This window comes from Nocardia sp. NBC_01388, assembly GCF_045040085.1.
Taxonomy (GTDB): domain Bacteria; phylum Actinomycetota; class Actinomycetes; order Mycobacteriales; family Mycobacteriaceae; genus Nocardia.
Map to the genome: position 1 here is coordinate 1,081,024 of NZ_CP109553.1, position 18,525 is coordinate 1,099,548.

Below are 18,525 nucleotides of genomic sequence, written 5' to 3' on the forward strand. Positions count from 1 at the left end.
TTATTTAGTTAACTCTTTATACTATAATGATACTTTGAGGGCCACCGTTGCGGTGCCTGGTGGGTCGCGACGTGAAACGAGGTGGATCGTATTGTCGCGAGGAGTGGGTGCTGATGGTTCGAGTGCCGAAGGCCGCCGAGTTGGTGGCCTCCGAGCTGCGGCGCAGGATTGCTTGCCGTGAATTGCTGGCAGGTCAGGTTCTGCCTCCTGAATCCGAACTGATCCTCCAGTTCGGTGTTTCCCGCCCGACCTTGCGTGAGGCATTGCGAGTTCTGGAGGCTGAGAGGCTCATAGTCCTTCGTCGTGGGGCGAAGGGTGGTGCCTGCGTGCAAGCGCCCCGGCGTGAGGTCGCGGCCACCTATGCGGGAATTGTTCTCGTCTATCAAGGCGTGGCCATCCGGGACGTGTACCAGGCCAGGCTCACGTTGGAGGTGCCTGCGGTGGCCAGACTGGCGCGTAACAGAACCGATGCCGATCTGGCCGTTCTCGACGAGGCACTGGATCGCTACGACGCCGAGCACGATCCGGCCGAGTCGATACGGCTACACGGTGAGTTCCATCAGCTGGTGGTGCGGTTGGCGGGAAACCAAACGCTGGCACTGCTTTCCGATATGGTGCATCACATCATCGATGCCGCGAATGGATCGCTGCGGCCGGGAATCGGCGTCTCTGCAGATCGAGCACGGCGCCGGACCGGGCGGGCACATCGCAAATTGGTCGAGTTCGTCCGCCGGCGGGACGAGTCGGGGGCCGAGGACTTGTGGCGTCGGCATCTGCAGGGTGCCGAGATGTATCTCCTGGGTAATGGTAGCGAACCCACGGTTCTGGATTTGCTGGACAGAGGTCGCTGAGCGGCGTTGTGGTTTTGCGGGCGTCGCGTCTCTCAGGATCGTTGCGGGGGAGCGGCGGTTCCCCAGAGATCGAGCAGTGCGCGGGTACGCTCCGTGCGATCGAGTCCGCGCAGATCGGCGAGCCCGTGCTCCGTCACGATCACATCGACATCATGCGCGGGCGTGCTGACCGGCCGGGAGAGCTCGGCAACCAGCGTGGATCGGCCGTTGTGGGTCGTCGAAACCGCGACGATGCTCAGTCCGCCGATCGACCGGGCTGCGGCAGCGGTGTAGTCGGCGTGGCCGCCGATCCCGCCCACGATCGCCCGTGCCGTGCCTTCGACATTCACCTGCCCCATGAGGTCTACCTCGATGGCGGTGTTGATTGCGAACAGCGGCGAGGCCGACAGTCGGCCGAGATCATGGGTGAACTCGATGGGGTGAAGAATCTTGCGGCCGTCCGCCCAGTCCAGCAGCCGCGGGCCGCCAGCCAGGTAGGTGGCAATCGGTTCGTCGACCAGAAGTCCGCGCTCGTCCAGGTCCACGATCGCATCGGGCAGCAGCCCGGAGTCGATCCGGACCGGAACCTCGATGCGACGCAGCACTGTTGCACCGAGAGCACCCGGCCCGACCTGGATTCGGCTGTGCGCTGGGATCAGCGTCAGGAGATGGTCGACCATCCGCTCCACTTCCGGCGATGGAGCTCCGTCCGGCATCCGGCCGGGAGCTGCCGTGCTGACGCCCAGGACGACCAGTTGATCGTCGGGCAGCGGCGGGCCGGCATCGGCGCAAGGCGCGACTGCCGATATCACCGCGGCTATGCGTGCGCCGGCGGCAACAGCTGCACGCTGCCACGAGACCTCGGTGGCGAACCGAAATCCGTCCGGCCTGGACACGACGGTCGCGACCAGCACGTCCGGGCGGAGTGGACCGTGAATGAGAGCAGGCACCGCGGAGAGCCGCGTAGGAACGAATTGCACTTTGCCCGACGCCACTCCGGCTCGAAGTCCCCAGCCGGGCATGACGGTGCGCACGTCCGAGAACGCTTCGAAGTTCAGACCCGGGTCGGGTTCTGGCATCCATCCCAGTACGAGCCGGACCCGTTCCTGGTCCGCCGCCGCCATGCTCAGCTGGGCCGATACCTCTCGAGGCGTCCCGAATCCGTCTCCGACTGCCACGGTGCATCCGGGGAAGATCAAGTTGGCGAGGGCTGTCTCGGTGATCATGTTCACTTCCTGGTCGGCGGCCCGTTCGATGACCGCTCGAACGACTTTACAGCTAAATTGTATTACTATATAGGAACCAGGTTCAGGCGGGTGGTTCGAGGCTTACCCGAGGTCGGGTGTCAGGTTCACGCAAGAATCGGGCACAGGTGCGACGTTCCCCGACTGGGCGAACTAAAGGTATGTTTAACTTAAAGAGTTATATAATTAGCCGACTCTGTTCTTCGGCACCGATGAGATACGAGGTTGGGATGAGTGTTGTCAGTGCAATCGGCACATATCTGCCCCCATGGGGCACCGATCGGGCACGAGTCCCGGGTGTCGATGAGGACGCCATCACGCTGGCAGTCGAGGCCGGCACCGCTGCGCTGGCCGGACAGGCCGTAGTCACGCAGGTGGTCCTGGTTACCCGGGATGTTCCACTTCTGGAAGGTGGCAGTGGGGCGGTACTGCTGGCAGGCCTCGGGCTGGACCCGGATATCGAAGTCAGCGAACGGCTCGGTGGTGCCCCGGCTGCGCTCGATGCCATTACCAGCGCGCGACCGCATGCCCTGATCATCGCCGTCGATCTCGCACCGGCCGGCGCGGTGGCGGTCGTGATCGGAGGCGCCGGGGTCGAGGTTCACCCGGCGAAGCGGCTTGCTCGCAGCCTCCCGGTTCGGACGCGGGACAGCCGCGGTTCCGTCCATAACTACGGCGATCCGCGGCTCTTGCGCGAGTCCGGTGTTCAGGCGTCCATCAGGGCTGCGGAGATGGATGTGCCGGTCGTCGTGGCCGGCTTGGACCACAAACAAGCAAAGACGCTCAGCCGTGGGACCGGACCTGAACTGCCGACGGCCGGGGCGAGCGCCGCGTTGTTCGGTCTTGCCCACATGGTCGAATCGGGCATGGAGGGTACTTTGCTCGCGGTAGAGCAGGCGACGATTACCGGCGTCGTGGTCGACACCGGTGCCGCAGTGCCGATCGTTCGCAACGAACCGGAACCGCGGCCGGTTCCGAAGGTAACAGTCGCCTCCGGTGGTGAGATCCCCATTTCTCTCGCCGCCTACGCTCGCGCATTCGACGCCAAGTTGCGCTGGCGGGCATCGCGCAACCCGGAGACGGGGGAGCTCGACTTTCCCCCGCGGCTGAGTGTCGACGACCGCGGCCGACTGCTCGGCGAAGGGGCTGAGCTTGTGGATCTGCCGCGTACCGGCACCGTCTACACAAGCGTCACGGTCCACGTGCCGGTGCCGGGCCTGCCCAGTCCGTACTCGTTGGTCATCGTCGAGTTGGACGGAGTGGGTGTGCGGGCGCTGGTGAAGACCACCGGCGGCCTGCCCGGAGCGGTCGGCATCGGAGACCGCGGCCGGCTGGTACTGCGACGGGTCGCGGTTCGTTCCGGCGTGCCCGACTACGGATACGCATTCCTTGGCAACCAGGTCAACGAGATAGAGGAGGAAGTCGCATGAGAAGGGTCGCGATCGTCGGGGCCGGTATGACGCCGTTCGGTGAACACTTCGGGCTGGGCATCAAGGATCTGCTGCCTATGGCATTCTCCGAATGCATGGCGAGCGTGGACAAGGGCATTTCGCGGTCCGAGATCCAGGCCGCGTGGTTCGGTGAGTTGTCCACAACGGACGGGTTCCCCTCCGGCATCCTCGCGGATAGCTGTGGACTGCTGAACATTCCGGTGACTCGTGTCGAAAACGCTTGTGCCACTGGTAATGACGCGGTCCGGAATGCGGTCTACGGGATTGCCTCGGGTGCTTTCGACGTCGTACTCGTCATGGGTGCCGACAAGGTCCGCGAGTCGGCCAGCAAGGACACCTTCTGGGAGTGGGCGGGGATGACCCGTGACATGGCCTGGGACTATCCGCTGGGTCTGATCGCTCCGGCGAATTTCGCGCTGCACGTCGCCCGCTATTTGCACGAGTCCCCGGCTACCCGGGAGCATCTGGCGATGGTTGCGGTGAAGAACCACCGGCACGCACTGCCGAACCCCAAAGCGCAGCTGCGCCATGAGATCACGGTGGAACAGGTGCTCAACGCGCCGATGGTGGTCGAGCCGTTCGGGCTGTACGACTGCACGCCGCAGAGCGACGGCGCGGCCGCCCTGATTCTGGTGGCCGAGGATGTCGTCGACCGGTATACGGATCAGCCGGTGTGGGTTCGCGGGGTCGGGCTCGGTGTCGACCGGGTGATGCATCAGCACAAGCAGGACATGACGACGTTTCCGGCGGCTGTTCGCGCGGCGCAGGCCGCCTATGCCATGGCCGGGCTCGGTCCGCAGGATATCGATGTCGCCGAGGTACACGACTGCTTCACCGGAGTCGAGTTGATCAGCTACGAAGACTTGGGCTTCGCGGAACGTTTCGGGGCGCACAAGCTCATCGAGTCGGGCGCGACAACGATCGGCGGCCAACTGCCGGTGAACCCGAGCGGAGGGTTGAAGGCGAAGGGGCACCCGCCGGGCGCCACCGGCGTCGCGCAGTGCTTCGAGATCTTCGAACAGCTGCGGGGTACCGCCGCCAACCAGGTAGACGGCGCGCGCATCGGTCTCACGCATAACATCGGCGGACCGACGGCGGTGTCGGCGGTGACGATTCTGGGTAGTGATCGGGACTGAGTGGTCGTGCCGGTGGGCCGGGGCATGGTGGCCTGGCCCGCGAATACTCCTCCGAACAGATTCACCGGAAAGGTGGCCTGAGGAGCAGTGAGTCGATCAACTACCTCGATGGACGCAGTCGGCTGCGAGCTATCTGACGGGCATCGATCCGCTGAACGGTAAACCGGCGAAACGCATTGCCGCACCATGGATTCGGGACTGTGCAGTACAGGTCGTCACCTTCGCCGGTGGCGGCCTGTACCGAGTTGTGGCGATGCGCGTCCGGCATAGAAGATTCCGGACGGGGCGTCGCGGCCAGCTCGGCTCACGCCGCGCCGGACAGTGGTCAGGACTCGGATCTCTGCCGGCTGATATGCCCGCCGCAGCCGAATCCGCCCGGGCCACGTATCTCTCGTGGTCCGGGCGGAGTGGTGCTGGATCGCCGTGGGTCAGCTTCGGACGTTGTCGCCGCCCGGATAGCCGCCGCCGCCGAACATCTCGTCGAGCGCCGCGTAATCCTTGGCTCCGTCACGGCGGGGAATCTCGGTCACGAACTCGACCGTGCGCGGCTTCTTGTACGAGGCTATGCGCTCCCGACAGTGCTCGATCAACTGTTCAGCGGTGACTTCGGCGCCCTCGACGAGCGCGACCACGGCCTTTACCGATTGGGTGAACTGTGGGTCCGGCACTCCGATCAGTGCGGCTTCGCGCACGGCGGGATGCTGTTCCAAGCAGTTCTCGACCTCGGCGGGGTAGATGTTCTCGGCCGCGGATTTGATCATCCTTGTCATGGTGCCGATGAACTGGATGGTCCCATCCGGCTCCCGGCGACCGAGATCGGTAGTGTGCCACCACCCATCGCGCATGCGGTTCTCATTGATCTCCGGTCGGTTCCAGTACCCCGCGTGGACCACGTCCCCGGAGATTATGATCTCGCCCGGCTCTCCCGCCGGTTGCTCGTTGCCGGAGTCGTCGACGATCCGCACGCGGACCAGCGGCGAGGGCCGCCCCGAATTGCCCTGACCCCGACCGCCGTGCGCGTTGACCACCGCGAGCCCGCTGACCTCGGTCTGGCCGAAACCGCCGGGTGCGGTCCCCCATGGTGTGGTGTCGTCCGCGAGCAAACCGCCCCACATGGGGGTGAACGGGCCGCCGCGCAGGCTCGATACAACGTGCTTTTCCGAGTCGTAGAGCTGAATCATTTGGAGAATGGTCGGAGGCAGCAGGAAGGCGGAGGTCACACCTTCGCGCGTGATGATCTCCAGCAGCGACTCGGCTTCCACTCGCCGCACGAAAACATTGGTGCCACCTCGGATAAAGGCCGCGATCGCGTCCCACTGGAAATTGCCGATGTGGAACAGCGGTCCGGAGTTGAGAAATACCGACTCATGATTCGAACGGGTGGCGTACGACGCGTCGAGTCCCATGACCAGCAGGTTGCGGTGGGTGAGCATCGACCCGTTGGGCCTGCCACCGATGGCTGAGGTGTAGATCACCAGGACCGGGAGATCGGTATCCACCGGCGCCCAGATGTCGGTGTCGGGCTGCGCCGCGAGAACTGCCTCGTAGCTGTCGTCGCCGTTCGCGTCGTGTTGCCACCAGAGCGGGCTTCGCTCCGTCAGCTTTCGTGCGGAACGAACGGCGTCGCCGATCTCTTCGTCCTGCCACACGACGACTTTCGGATCGAAATCGTCGATGACGAACGCCAGCTCTTCGCCGGACTGCCGCCAGTTCGCGGGACAGACCATGGCGCCGATCTTGGCGCACGCCCCGAGCAGTTCGAACACCCGGAAAGAAGTTTGCCCCAACCAGAGCACTCTGTCCCCCTGGTCTACACCCGCTTCCCGCAAGGCATGAGCCACGCGGTTGACCCTGTCGTCGAACTCGGGCCAGGTCGAGCGCTGGCTTTCGTCGACGACGGCTATGCCGGTGGGGTAGCTGCGTCGATGTTCTCTCGAGATGTCGCCCAGCGATGTGGGGGTCACGGCTTCTCCTGGTCCGGGGTGGTCGTTGTGTCGCGGAGCGAGCAACGAGACATGTGGATTGGATTGTGTAACAGATATTTTCGGTATTCGTTCAGTGATTTCCGAGAGCTCGCAAGACGAATTCATGTGCGCTCTGCACGAGGTCGTCCTCGTCGGGCGGGAGCCCGCCGTCCAGGCCTCGCGTCAGTAGTCCGCGCAGGAAATATCCGACAAACCTGGCGTCGGACTCGGGATCGCCCGGGCGCAACTCGCCATTGTCGACGCCTCGGCGGATGATCTCGGCCAGCAGGTTGTCGAGGATGCCGTGTAGCGACCCGACCTGCTCGGGAAGTACATCGACCAGGTCCTGGTCCAGGAACAATCGTGTCCGCTGTGCGTGAACCCGGTCATATATCGCGCCGATGTGGTATCGCAACCACGTCCGTAGCTGCACATCGACGGAGGCGGACGCATCGATGCTTTCCCGTAACTGCCGGTCGACCAGGTGCACTTCGTCTTCGAGCAGTGCCAACAGCAGATGGGCTTTGCTCGGGAATTTGCGATAGAAGTTGCTCGTCGATGTGTTGGATGCCGCTACCACCTGGCGAACCTTGAGTGATCGAAAGTGTGAACGCTGCAGAACTTTCCACGCCGCAGTGAGTATCTTCCGCGTTTCGGCGTCTCGCGCTACCGATTGGTGGCCGACAGGGCGAACTCTGTCTTCGTGACACGTGATGACGGACGGCTGCAACTCTGCACCTTTGCTCAGCCGAATGCGGAACGGCTATCGTGGATAAATTCTATAGATGATTCTACTACATAGCCGAGTGGTGGGCCAGATCGATCGGGAACGTTGTTCCCTGGATTGCGGCGTCTCGCTCTGCTTACCCTGTGATCCAAGTCTCTAGTTGACTTATCTGACCTGCGAAGGATGGCTAACGTGGACGAATCCCGGTCCAAAACGCTCGAGCGGAGCGTGGACGACCCGAACCGCCGGTACTTGCAGCCGGAGATCGAAACGATGCCGCGCGCACAGTTGCGTGCGCTGCAGGAGCAGCGTTTGCTGGAGATGGTGCCGGCAGCCTATGAGCTGTCGCCGTTCTACCGCGAACTGTGGTCGGCGGCGGGGGTGCATCCGGGGCAGGTGCGTACCTACGACGACTTCATCGAGTTGATCCCGACATTCTCCAAGGACGATCTGCGCGCCTACCGTGACCGCACCGGCGATCCGTTCGCGGGCTTGCTGCAGGTGCCGAGCAGCGCGCTGACTTCGATCATGTCCACCTCAGGCACTACGGGTGCGCCCGAGCTGATTCCGGAGATCTGGGACTCGGCGCCTCCGTTGCCCGCCTGCTCGGGTCGAGACCTGTGGGAGGTCGGGGTCCGCCCCGGTGATCGCATCCTCGTTCCGGGCGGGGCCTTCCGCGGCTTTTTCGACACATTTTTCCAGGAGATGGGCCTCGTCCCGATCTACGTCGATTCATGGATCGGTCACGGTGCCGAGGTTCTCGACGCCCTACGCCGTTTCAAGCCGACCTATCTGCAACTGATCATGCCGACCGTGCTGGAGCTGGAGCGCATCGCGAGTTCGGAGCAGCTGCGAGAGGCATTCTCCTCGCTCAAGGGCGCGGCGTTCGCCGGGCAGCCACTGGGCGCCGCACTCGCTACCCGGGTACGGGATGAATGGGGCGTCGAGCTGTTCATGTACTCCAGTGCCGGTGACACCGGAACCGCGTGGGAGTGTCGTGAACACGACGGTTACCACCTGTGGGAGGACTTGGTCCTGCCGGAGAATTTGAGTACCGAGAGTGACCGGGCCGTGGGCGACGGTGAAATCGGTGAACTTGTCGCGACCGATCTGGATAACCGGGCGGCACCGCTGATCCGGTTTCGCAGTGGCGACCTGGTTCGGTTCAATCGTGACGTTTGCGGATGCGGCCGCACCCACACCCGGCAGTGGCTGATCGGTCGTGCCGGCGATGAGACTGTGGTCGAGGGCAAACCTGTCGTGCTCAGCGAGGTATGGAAAGCGATCGAGTCGCAGCAGGAGACCCTTGACGGGATGTTTCAGATCATTCGTGAATCTCGGGTCGCGTCGCGGCTGTCCTTGAGGGTTGGCTATCAACCTACTGACCAGTTGGACCTGGATGATCTGACCGGACGGTTGCAGCGCGCGGTCGAAACCAGGGTCGGGGTGGTTCCCGAAATCCAGTTGGTTCCGGTCGATGACCTGCTGTCTCGCAGTTCGAGTGTGGCGAAGTTTCCCAGGGTGGTGAAGGCATGAGCCGGAAGTCGATGACGCTCGCAATGGCCGGGCGGAATCCCGCGCTCGCGGGGATCGGACTGTTTGTCCGCGAAGGCAGCAATGTCGCGTTCGAGATCGGATGGCCTGAAGTCGAACGCGACACCGCCTGGGCGCACCGCGTGATCGAGGCCTGGGGAATCGAGCGGGGCGACCACGTCCTGTTGACCGCGCGCAACTCCGAAGGGCCCTGGTTCGGGCCCCTGGTCACCGCGTTCCGTGCGGCTGGAGTGGTATTCAGCAATGCTGAGCCGTATTCCTGGGATGCGCGGCGGGTAACCACGATGCTCGACTACCTGCCGATAAAAGCGATACTCGGGCTTTCTGGCGAGACGGCCGACGCGCTGCTCGCCGACGATCGGGCGGCCGGCTTGCTGCGGGAGGTGCCGACGATCTGGGCGCGGCGCGATGCGCTCGACCCCCTGCGCGGCGCAGGGCTGCTCCCCGCCGAGATGGCGATGCTGGGCCCGGCGTTCGCAGTCGAGTGTCCCGCAAGGACCGGGCTTCATCTTGACCATGATGAGTGGCGGATCAGTTCCGGCTCGTCTGGTCTCGAACTTTCGGTCGTCGGCGAGCGCGTATACCGCGGACGTGAGATCGCCCTGCGTTCGACAGGAACCGTCGATGAAGCGCCCTGCGCCTGCGGGCTGCCGGGAAGCCGAATCCGGATCGACTGATCGGAGCGGGTGCGAGGGGCGCAGGTGGTCGTCGACGGCATCGTGGCAGGGCGTGATTCGGAACGACCTCGACAGGTCACGCTCTATCCTCGGTCGGTCGGCCGCCCGTTCCGTCAGGTTGGTCCGCTGGACCATGGAACACCTTCGCCCATTGTCTGTTCGTCTCGAGTTCGAACCGCGGTTGCCCAGCGCGATATGACCTGCTGTCCGCTCTCGAAGAGTTGATCCGGGACCGATGGGCATCGGCGGATTGCTGCAGCACAACCGGTCGGATGCCCTCCTGCGCGTCCGCCATCTTGCGCGAGTAGGTCGGCGCCGCTGCCAGACCCACTGAATGCGCCACCCATGGACCGCGGCGTCGCCCTCATCTGCGTGTCTGACGCCGCTCCGGTACCTCTCTGCGGCGCTCGGCATATTCCCCGAGACATGTCGGCGCGGCAGCCGTGCGCATGCTGTTCTGCGGTGACAACCCTTGCGCGACTGTCGTATCCGACCATGACGGCACTGTGGTGCCGGATCCGTTGTCGGTGTCCAACTATCAGGTTTGCTCAATTTTTGCCCGTGGGTCGTGCGGCAGCCGGGCGAGTCTTGTGTGTGTGTCCCGCATCACGTACATTCATCTAAATCAATCATCTTTTTAAGCTTGTCGATTCGCATAGCCCTGAAATTCGGGCATGAATCGAGGGATCGGAGTGGGGATGGAGCATCTGACTTTTTTGCTCCTCGGCTTGGGTAGCGGTGCGGTCTTCGGGGCGTTGGCGCTGGCGGTCGTGCTGACCTACCGAAGTTCAGGAGTGATCAATTTCGGCGCGGGAGCAATCGCGCTTCTCACGGCCTACTTTTACGCGTACCTGCGCCAAGGCGAGTTGCTGGTCCCGATCCCGGGCCTTCCCGCCACGGTGAATATCGGCGGCCCTATGGCGCAGTGGCCCGCGTTGGCGCTGGCGATGGTCGCGGCCGCGGCGCTCGGCGCCTTCCTCTACGTCGCGGTGTTCCGCCCGCTGCGCACCGCGCCTGCGGTGGCCAAGGCGGTGGCCGCTCTCGGGATCGCACTGTTGGTGCCGGCCTTCCTCGCCCAGCGATTCGGGACGGCGGCGGTAACGGTAGATCCCATCTTCCCTGACGGGGTATGGAAAGCGGCCGAATTCGCCTTGCCGTACGACCGGATCTACCTGGCACTCACAGTCGTCGTCCTGGCCACCGTGCTTGTGATCTGGTTGCGGTTCAGTCGTTTCGGCCTGACCACTCGCGCGGTTGCCTCCTCCGAACGCGGCGCCTATCTGAGCGGGCTGTCGCCGGACCGAACTGCCATCTACAACTGGATATTGAGCTCGGTGGTGGCAGGTCTCGCCGGTATCCTTATCGCTCCCATTACGTCTCTGGCGCCTGTCTCCTACACGTTGTTCATCGTTCCCGCGTTGGCGGCCGCCGTGGTAGCCCGTTTCGATCTGCTGGTGGTTGCGGTGGCGGCGGGACTCGGTATCGGTATGGCGCAGTCCTGGGTGCAGTACCTGAGCACGCAGTACTCCGCATTGCCGTCGACGGGGTTGTCCGAACTCATCCCGCTGCTGCTGATTCTGGTCGTGCTAGTTGTGCGGGCGCGTCCATTACCCTCGCGCGGCGCGGCGATCGTACAGGCACTCGGCTCAGCTCCCCGGCCGACCCGGCCGATCGTCGGTGCGACAGCAGCGGCACTGGCGGCGTTGGTCTTGCTGATCGTGCTCGACGATCGGTGGCGGAGCGGCCTGATTCTCTCGCTGATCATGGCGATCATCGGGTTGTCGGTGGTCGTGGTCACGGGGTACGCCGGGCAGATCTCGCTGGCCCAGTTGACGATCGCAGGCGTTGCGGCGTTTTTGGTCGGGCCGCTGACCCGTTCGTGGAACCTGCCGTTTCCGCTCGCCCCCCTGGTAGCTGCCCTCATCGCCGCCGCGGTCGGCGTGGCGGTCGGCCTGCCTGCTCTGCGTATCCGCGGATTGGCGGTAGCGGTGGTCACGCTGGCGATGGCCTATGCGGTCGAGGCGGTGTGGTTCCGCAACACCGACTTCGTCAGTTCGTCCGGGGTCAGCACACCGGCGCCGACCATATTCGGGGTGAATCTCGGAATCGGAGGTGGCGCAGACTATCCCAGGATCGCCTTCGGGATTGTGTGTCTGTTCGTTCTCGCCGCGGTGTGTCTCGCGGTGGCGATGCTGCGGCGCAGCAGATTCGGTTCGCAGATGCTCGCCGTCCGCGCCAACGAGAAGTCCGCCGCCGCAGCGGGGGTCAACGTGGTGCTGGTGAAGGTGTTCGCGTTCGGTATCGGATCGTTTATCGCAGGACTCGGGGGAGCGTTGCTGGCTTACCAGCAACAGTCGGTGATCTTCGAACCGTTCTCCGCGATGAACTCCGTTGCCTTCTTCGCCACGGTGTATCTGGCCGGTGTCACCTCGCTTTCAGGCGGCGTGTTGGCCGGTGTGATCGCGACGAATGGACTGCTGTACATCGCCGTGGACGAGATCATCGGCGCTGGGGAGTGGTACCCGACGATCGCGGCGGTGCTGCTCGTCATCACCGTGATCGTCAATCCGGAGGGACTCATGGGTCCGGTTCACAACTGGATTGCACGGCGTCGCTCGAAGAGGACAGCCGTGATCATGGCGCACCACGACGACCTCGAGTTCGGGAATCGATCCGATACCGTCTCGGACGAGATGGTCCTGCGCGCCACCGGCTTGTCGGTGCACTACGGCGGGGTCGTCGCGCTCGATGACGTGAAACTCGACGTTCCCGCCGGTGCGTTGGTGGGGCTCATCGGCCCCAATGGTGCAGGCAAGACCACGCTCATCGATGCACTCTGCGGATTCTCCGAATACACGGGCTCGGTGGAGCTCGGCGGGACCGTTATCGATCGGCAATCACCACACAAGCGGATTCGCCACGGCTTGGGCCGGACGTTTCAGGCGCTCGAGTTGTACGACGATCTCTCCGTTCGCGAGAACGTGAAGGTCGCGGTGCAAGCACGGGCCGGAGCGGAACACTCGACTTCGTCGGCGTCCATCGACCGGGTGCTCGATGTAGTCGGTCTCGGTGTGGCAGGTGAACGGCCGGTGAGCGAGCTTTCCCAGGGCCAGCGCCAACTCGTTTCCATAGCCCGTGCACTCGCCGGAAACCCATCGGTTCTGCTCCTCGACGAGCCAGCGGGCGGCCTCGACAGCGACGAGAGCCTTCGACTCGGGGCGCGTCTGCGGAAGATCACCGACTCGGGAGTCGCGGTGCTGATGGTCGATCACGACATGGACCTGATCTTCCGCGCTTGCGATCTGATCTACGTTCTCGACTTCGGAAAGGTCATCGCGGTGGGCGCGCCCGCAGAGGTCCGACGGAACCCGAAGGTCGCCGCCGCGTACTTGGGAAGCGAGGTGTCGATCGATGCCTGACACAGCCTCCACACCGGCCGGGCCTCCCGTTCTTGCATGTTCGAGTCTGGCGGTGGGTTACCACGCCAATACCGTCGCCCGCGATATCGAGTTCGCGCTGCCGTCCTCGACGGTACTGGCGGTTCTCGGACCGAACGGAGCGGGGAAGACCACCCTTCTCAATACGATGGCCGGCTTTCTCAAGCGGCGCGGTGGTTCGGTGACCGTTGGGACAACACCTCTCGTCAACGGCGATCCACGACACGCGAACCGGAACGGTGTGGTCCTGGTACCCGACGACAGGGCCCTCTTCACCGATCTGACCGTGCACGACAACCTGAAGGTCGCGTGCAAGGACGAAAGCGCGATCGACGCGGCGATGGACTTGTTCCCCGCACTCCGGAAGCGGCTGAAGGTGCGCTGCGGTGATCTGTCCGGAGGCGAGCAGCAAATGCTGGCGATGGCTCGCGCGATGGTGCAGAAGCCCAGAGTGCTGCTCATCGATGAGATGAGCATGGGCTTGGCCCCGGTCATCGTGGAGGAGCTGTTGCCGGTCGTGCGACGGATCGCTGACGACACCGCGTCAGTTGTGGTCCTGGTCGAACAACATGTGCGGCTGGCGCTCGAGATCGCCGATGAGGCACTGGTTCTCGTGCACGGCGAGGTTCGGTTGCAGGGACCTGCGGGGGATCTGCGAGCGGACCCGGACCGACTTCGCGAGGCATATCTGGGCGTGGATGTCCACTCCCACAACCAATGAGCATGTCGTCCGCGATCGCTGACGACGACTTCGTCCTACAGGCCCATCGTTGGTCTGTCACACCACAAGGAGAGAAATGAAGGTCGGACTTCACCACAACGGGCACGCCATAGGTGCCGTTCTAGCGGCGGTTCTCACCGTCACGACTGTCGCCGCGTGCGGCTCGAGTAGCGACAACTCCGCCGGCACGAGCAATGTCGACACTGCCGTCCTCGGAACTGCCAACGTCGCGACCGGGGAACCCGTCACGATTGGGTTCATCAGCGAGGGGAAGGCCGCCACGTACGACACCAGCGCCGAACTCTCCGCCGCGCGGGTCGCGGTCGACTACATCAACAATTACCTCGGCGGATTGCGCGGCCACAAGGTCGAGCTGAAGACCTGTGAGTCGAAGGGCAGCCCTGCCGCGGCGACGGACTGCGCCAATCAGATGATCGGCGCTGGGGTTGTCGCGGTCGCCGAAGGGGCACTCGGTCTGGTCGACCAGACGATTGATGTGTTGTCACCCGCGGGGGTCCCATTGCTCCTGAACTACTCGACCTCGCAGAAGTCGCTGACCTCCCCGAACGTGTTCGGCCTTATGAACGGTGTGTCGGCTGTCTTCGGCACGTCTGCCACATTGGCGAAGGAGAATCACGTCACCAAGGCCGCGATGGTGACCTTGGACGTTCCCACCGCGACCGGGGCCGCCAACCAGTTGGGCAAGCTGACGTTCGGCAACGCGGGGTCGGCGTTGGACGTTGTGACGATACCGCCTGGCACCCCCGACGTGACCTCGCAGATCACTGCGGCGAAGCACAACGATCCCGGCTTGTGGGCAGTGCTGGGCAACACCAACTTCTGCAGTGTCGTTCTCAAGGCGATAAAGACCGCGGATCGCAACTCGAAGATTGTCGTCAACGATCGGTGCGTCGATCCGTCGATCTCCTCCTCCATTCCCGGGGGATTCGAGGGCGTGCAAGTTGGCACCACCGCCAATCTGGACCCGAACACCAAGGACGTCAAGGTATTCCAAGCAGCGATCAGCAAGTACGGATCCGGCCTGCGGGTCGACGCCAACGCGGCAGGCGGTTGGCAGCCGATGCTGGGGCTGGCGCGCGCGCTGAATGCGTCCCAAGGTCAGGACGTGACACGGCAGGCGGTCCTGGACGGTCTGCACTCGGCCCCGGCACAGCCCTACCCGCTGACCGACGGCATCGAATTCCAGTGCAACGGGCAGGCTTTCCCCCTCTCGGCGAATATCTGTGCGACCGATGTCATCGTGGCCACCGCGAACAAGTCGGGAGAACTCGGTGACTACCGGGTCCTGCGGACCGACGCCAGCTTGTTCGTCATGCCGTCGCACTGATGGTTTCGGGTGCTGGCGCAGCGTAGTCGCGCCGGCACCCTGCGCATGGTGGCGCCGGCCGCACGTGCCGGGCGGTTGATCGGTCGGACTGTATGGGAGACACCGGAATCAGGTGCCGTCCAGGCCCGCGGCACGCAGGTTTTCCACGACTCGGGCCCGGAGTCCGTCGATGAGTGTGTCGATACCGAAATTGTAGAAATCGGGACCGTGGAGTTCATCGAGATGGGAACTCACTTGCGCGAGGGTGGGAGGCAGATCGACCTCGTCCCTGGAAACATCGGCCAGAACCACTTGATAGCGCCCGAATAGATAGGTGTGGATCGTCGCATAGGCGAGCAGCACCTGTTTTTCGTTCAGCCCCGCACCGAGCATGATCGCCATCAGGGCATCGACCAGATGCCGGTCGGAGTGCAGCATTCGCTGCAGGAGCACTCCGGCTATCCCGGGGTGCTGCCGGAGTCGAGCATCGATGCTGTCGATGAGCAGACGAAGCCGCACGTCCCACGGTCCATCGGAGTCATCCGGAATGTCGACGTCGGCGAGGGTCCGCCGCGCCACGAGGTCGAGTAGTTCCTGCTTGTCCGCCACATAGGAGTAGGCGGCCATCTGCGAGCGGCCGAGCTGTTGGGACAATCGGCGCATCGAGAGCGCGTTGAGCCCGTCTGTCTTGATGACCTGTAATGCGGCGTCGACAATCTGGCCTTCGGTCAGCGTCGCAGGACGACCTCTGCCTCGGCGCGGCGACGTTGAAGACCCGTCGACGGTCACGGTACGGTCCCTTGATCCCACAGCGGCAGTGTACTTATTCGCGCGCACAGGCCGGGGAGTGTCACTGCCCCGGCCGGTGTCTCGCACGACAGTCAGATTCCGAGACGTTCGAGCAGGCGCTCGTGGGCGAGTGCCGGGCCACCGAACAGCAGATCAGCACTACGGGCCCGGTTCGTAAGTGTCTCCACCTCCGCGGCGTCGAGGTCGGCGGCCACCGAGGTGAGACGCAGGGCCACTTGCCGCGCAGCATTCGAGCATCCGATGTGCGCCATTGCCGCGGCGACCGCGGCGCCTTCGAGATCGTCCCCGCCCTGCAGTTGTACCGCACGGTTCCACAGTGCCGTCGCGCCCGCTCGGAGCAGTTCCAGCTCCGCGAGTTTCCTCGTGTAGCCACGCCACGATTCGCTGTCGCCCGAGCGCGGCAACACATCGGACAAGCACTTGAGCGCCCGGTCGACGAGACCTACCTGCTCTGCTGCGAGTGCTGTTGTCGCCCGGTCCAGCGTGCGATTCATGATGCGGCCGCCCGCGCCCTCCCGTCCGATCAGCACGGCGGGGACGTCGACGAAGCCGATGCGCGCGAGCGGCCGTTCGGAGTCGAGGGAACTGAGCGCGTCGATGGTCACCCCCACTGCGTGTGGATCGACGAGGTACAACGATGGTCCGCCGATATTGCGCGCGATGACGAATAGGTTTGCGGCGGCCGCGGCTCCGGGCACGAACCACTTCTCGCCGGTGAGGCGCCATCCGGTTCCCGCCGCCGTGGCCCGTGTCCGAACGAGTGCCGAATCCCATGAGCCGGTCTTCTCTGCGGCTGCGAGAGTCGAGCGCCGCAGGTTCACGGTGTCGTCGGTCGGTGAGCCGGTGATGGCGAACACCTGCGCGCCGAGTGCGGCACTAGGAAAGTAGTCGGTTTGCGAGAGGGTATATCCCGCCGAGTAGGCCACTTGCGCCAGACCTGTCGCATCGGGACCGAATGCCGTCGACTCCCACTGCTCCTCGGGGACGATCGTCGACAGGGTCTCATTGCGCTCGATCACTTGCCCGGTGACCTCGACCGCGAGTACATCGAGGGACCGCGCGGCCTCCGCGATGAGGTGACCTGTGGCCCGGACGAGAGGAAGAAGAGGTTCACGAAAGTTATTGCCCGAGTCCACGAGCAGTTGCGGGCCGAGGACCTCCGCGACGAACTCGCCCGCTGCGGCAAGTACGCGGGCCTCGGCTGCATCGAGGACGGCACCCGGGCATTCGACCTCGCCGGCCCGAATCTCACGAACCGCGGTGAGGCCCGTGAGCAGTTGGCTGAGCTTGCGCCGCAGGGCACGGTCGTCCCACGTCCAGGTGGACCGCATGAGGGCCGAGAGGGTCTGCGCGTCCAAGGTGGCGAGGTAGTGGTCGCGCTGTTCGCGGCTGAGTGCCCTGCTGCTGGTTGTCGGTTCCATCGCGCCTCCCAAAGGCTGTCGTTCAAGTTTGCTACAGAGGATTGCCCTTTTCGTTACAGTGTAAAGTATGTAGCGGTCGACCCGCTCTCGCGGATCGACAGAGACGTCACTCGAACGAGGAGAGGCCATGACAGAGGCGTTGCACGCCGTCGCGGAGACGCGAGAGGACGACAGGATCTGGGCGCATTCCGGTGACTCCCACCTGATGGAGCCGGAGGATCTGTGGACTTCGCGTCTGCCCAAGCGCCTCGCGGACCGCGCGCCACGCGCGGAGCGGGGCGAGAAATACGAAATCATCTACATCGACGGCACGCAGATCGATCGACAGCTCAACGACTTCATGGACGCGATGCGACCGCCCGGATTCAGGGATCTCGACATCCGGCTGCGGGACCTGGATCAAGAGGGTGTGCGCAACCAGCTCGCGTTCCCGTCGATGGGTTTCTGGACCTGCAATATCCGTGACGCGGAACTGGAGAACGCGGTGGCGCGTGCTTGGAACGACTGGGCGATGGAGGAGGTGATGGGTAAGCAAGACCGCGTGTTCGCTCCCGCGATCATTCCGCTGATGGACGTCGGACACGCCGTTGCCGAGGCTGAACGCGCCGCCGAGATGGGTTTTCGAGCGCTGTATTTTCCCTGCGGTATCGATGACGATCGGGCCTGGGGGCTGGATCGGTGGGAGCCGCTGTGGACGGCCGCCGAGGAATTGCGTCTTCCGCTGACATTCCACATAGGCACCGGTGCTCAGACTGTGGTCTACCGTGGCCCCGGCGGCGCGGTGGTCAACTACATGGAGACCACCTATCCCGGTATGCGGGTGGTTAGCCACATGGTTGCCGGTGGCGCGCTCGATCGGCACCCGGATCTGAAGCTGCTGGTGGCCGAGGGGGGTGCCGGTTGGGTGCCTGCGATCGGAGATCGCATGGACGAGGCCTACCGCCAGCACGGGATGTTCGTGCGGCCGCGGCTGTCGCGGTTGCCCAGCGAGATCATTCGACAGCAGGTGTACGCCTCGTTCCAGCACGACATCAGTGCTGTGCAGGTCATCGAGGACACTGCGTACGACAATGTGCTGTGGGGGGATGACTACCCGCACCTGGAAGGTACCTACGGGCACACGCAGCAGACACTGCACACGATCTTCGATGGCGTCGACGCCGATATCCGTGACCGCGTGCTGCACGGCGCGTTCGAGGAGCTCTTCCCCGCCGCCGCGGCCTAAC

At 64.2% G+C, this 18,525-nt stretch carries 14 protein-coding genes; 9 read left to right on the top strand and 5 right to left on the bottom strand.

Features of this window, described 5'->3' with window-relative positions:
- Positions 1-113: 113 nt before the first annotated feature.
- Positions 114-851, top strand: a complete 738-nt coding sequence (locus OG716_RS05105) for a FadR/GntR family transcriptional regulator (RefSeq protein WP_405139537.1) — start codon at positions 114-116, stop codon at positions 849-851.
- Between the two features lie 32 nt (positions 852-883).
- Here OG716_RS05105 and OG716_RS05110 read toward each other — a convergent pair whose 3' ends face one another.
- Positions 884-2,056, bottom strand: coding sequence for an acetyl-CoA hydrolase/transferase C-terminal domain-containing protein (locus OG716_RS05110; protein ID WP_405136536.1), 1,173 nt, complete (start codon positions 2,054-2,056; stop codon positions 884-886).
- Between the two features lie 248 nt (positions 2,057-2,304).
- Here OG716_RS05110 and OG716_RS05115 point away from each other — a divergent pair, with 248 nt between their 5' ends.
- Together OG716_RS05115 and OG716_RS05120 are read left to right on the top strand one after the other, a co-directional pair.
- On the top strand, positions 2,305-3,504 hold the full coding sequence (locus OG716_RS05115; protein ID WP_405136537.1) for an OB-fold domain-containing protein: 1,200 nt from the start codon (positions 2,305-2,307) through the stop codon (positions 3,502-3,504).
- The gene (locus OG716_RS05120) at positions 3,501-4,661 is read left to right on the top strand and encodes a thiolase C-terminal domain-containing protein (protein ID WP_405136538.1); all 1,161 of its coding nucleotides are present in this window, start codon (positions 3,501-3,503) and stop codon (positions 4,659-4,661) included. The genes OG716_RS05115 and OG716_RS05120 overlap by 4 nt, the downstream gene beginning before the upstream one ends.
- Positions 4,662-5,089: 428 nt before the next feature.
- Here OG716_RS05120 and OG716_RS05125 read toward each other — a convergent pair whose 3' ends face one another.
- Together OG716_RS05125 and OG716_RS05130 are read right to left on the bottom strand one after the other, a co-directional pair.
- Positions 5,090-6,625: an AMP-binding protein gene (locus OG716_RS05125; RefSeq protein ID WP_405136539.1), complete on the bottom strand. Its 1,536-nt coding sequence runs from the start codon at positions 6,623-6,625 to the stop codon at positions 5,090-5,092.
- Positions 6,626-6,716: 91 nt separating this feature from the next.
- Positions 6,717-7,355: a TetR/AcrR family transcriptional regulator gene (locus OG716_RS05130; protein WP_405136540.1), complete on the bottom strand. Its 639-nt coding sequence runs from the start codon at positions 7,353-7,355 to the stop codon at positions 6,717-6,719.
- A gap of 189 nt (positions 7,356-7,544) precedes the next feature.
- Between OG716_RS05130 and OG716_RS05135 the strand changes: the two genes are divergently transcribed.
- The 5 genes from OG716_RS05135 to OG716_RS05155 all read left to right on the top strand — a co-directional run bounded on the left by OG716_RS05135 (position 7,545) and on the right by OG716_RS05155 (position 15,089).
- Positions 7,545-8,888, top strand: coding sequence for a phenylacetate--CoA ligase family protein (locus tag OG716_RS05135; RefSeq protein ID WP_405136541.1), 1,344 nt, complete (start codon positions 7,545-7,547; stop codon positions 8,886-8,888).
- A complete protein-coding gene (locus OG716_RS05140; RefSeq protein WP_405136542.1) occupies positions 8,885-9,583 on the top strand; it encodes a hypothetical protein in 699 nt (232 codons plus the stop codon). Before OG716_RS05135 ends, OG716_RS05140 begins: the two co-directional genes overlap by 4 nt.
- A 674-nt stretch (positions 9,584-10,257) precedes the next feature.
- Positions 10,258-13,002, top strand: coding sequence for an ABC transporter permease subunit (locus OG716_RS05145; RefSeq protein WP_405136543.1), 2,745 nt, complete (start codon positions 10,258-10,260; stop codon positions 13,000-13,002).
- Positions 12,995-13,741 carry an ABC transporter ATP-binding protein gene (locus OG716_RS05150; protein WP_405136544.1) on the top strand — a complete coding sequence of 249 codons (747 nt, stop codon included), beginning with the start codon at positions 12,995-12,997 and terminating at the stop codon, positions 13,739-13,741. Before OG716_RS05145 ends, OG716_RS05150 begins: the two co-directional genes overlap by 8 nt.
- A 76-nt stretch (positions 13,742-13,817) precedes the next feature.
- Complete coding sequence (locus tag OG716_RS05155) at positions 13,818-15,089, top strand: ABC transporter substrate-binding protein (RefSeq protein ID WP_405136545.1); 1,272 nt, start codon at positions 13,818-13,820, stop codon at positions 15,087-15,089.
- Positions 15,090-15,197: 108 nt separating this feature from the next.
- On the opposite strand, the gene OG716_RS05160 is transcribed toward OG716_RS05155, so the two are convergent.
- Both OG716_RS05160 and OG716_RS05165 read right to left on the bottom strand, forming a co-directional pair.
- Positions 15,198-15,878: a TetR family transcriptional regulator gene (locus OG716_RS05160; protein WP_405136546.1), complete on the bottom strand. Its 681-nt coding sequence runs from the start codon at positions 15,876-15,878 to the stop codon at positions 15,198-15,200.
- Positions 15,879-15,949: 71 nt separating this feature from the next.
- Positions 15,950-17,299 carry an acyl-CoA dehydrogenase family protein gene (locus tag OG716_RS05165; RefSeq protein WP_405136547.1) on the bottom strand — a complete coding sequence of 450 codons (1,350 nt, stop codon included), beginning with the start codon at positions 17,297-17,299 and terminating at the stop codon, positions 15,950-15,952.
- A 127-nt stretch (positions 17,300-17,426) separates the two neighbouring features.
- Here OG716_RS05165 and OG716_RS05170 point away from each other — a divergent pair, with 127 nt between their 5' ends.
- Positions 17,427-18,524, top strand: a complete 1,098-nt coding sequence (locus OG716_RS05170; RefSeq protein WP_405136548.1) for an amidohydrolase family protein — start codon at positions 17,427-17,429, stop codon at positions 18,522-18,524.
- Position 18,525: the final 1 nt, after the last annotated feature.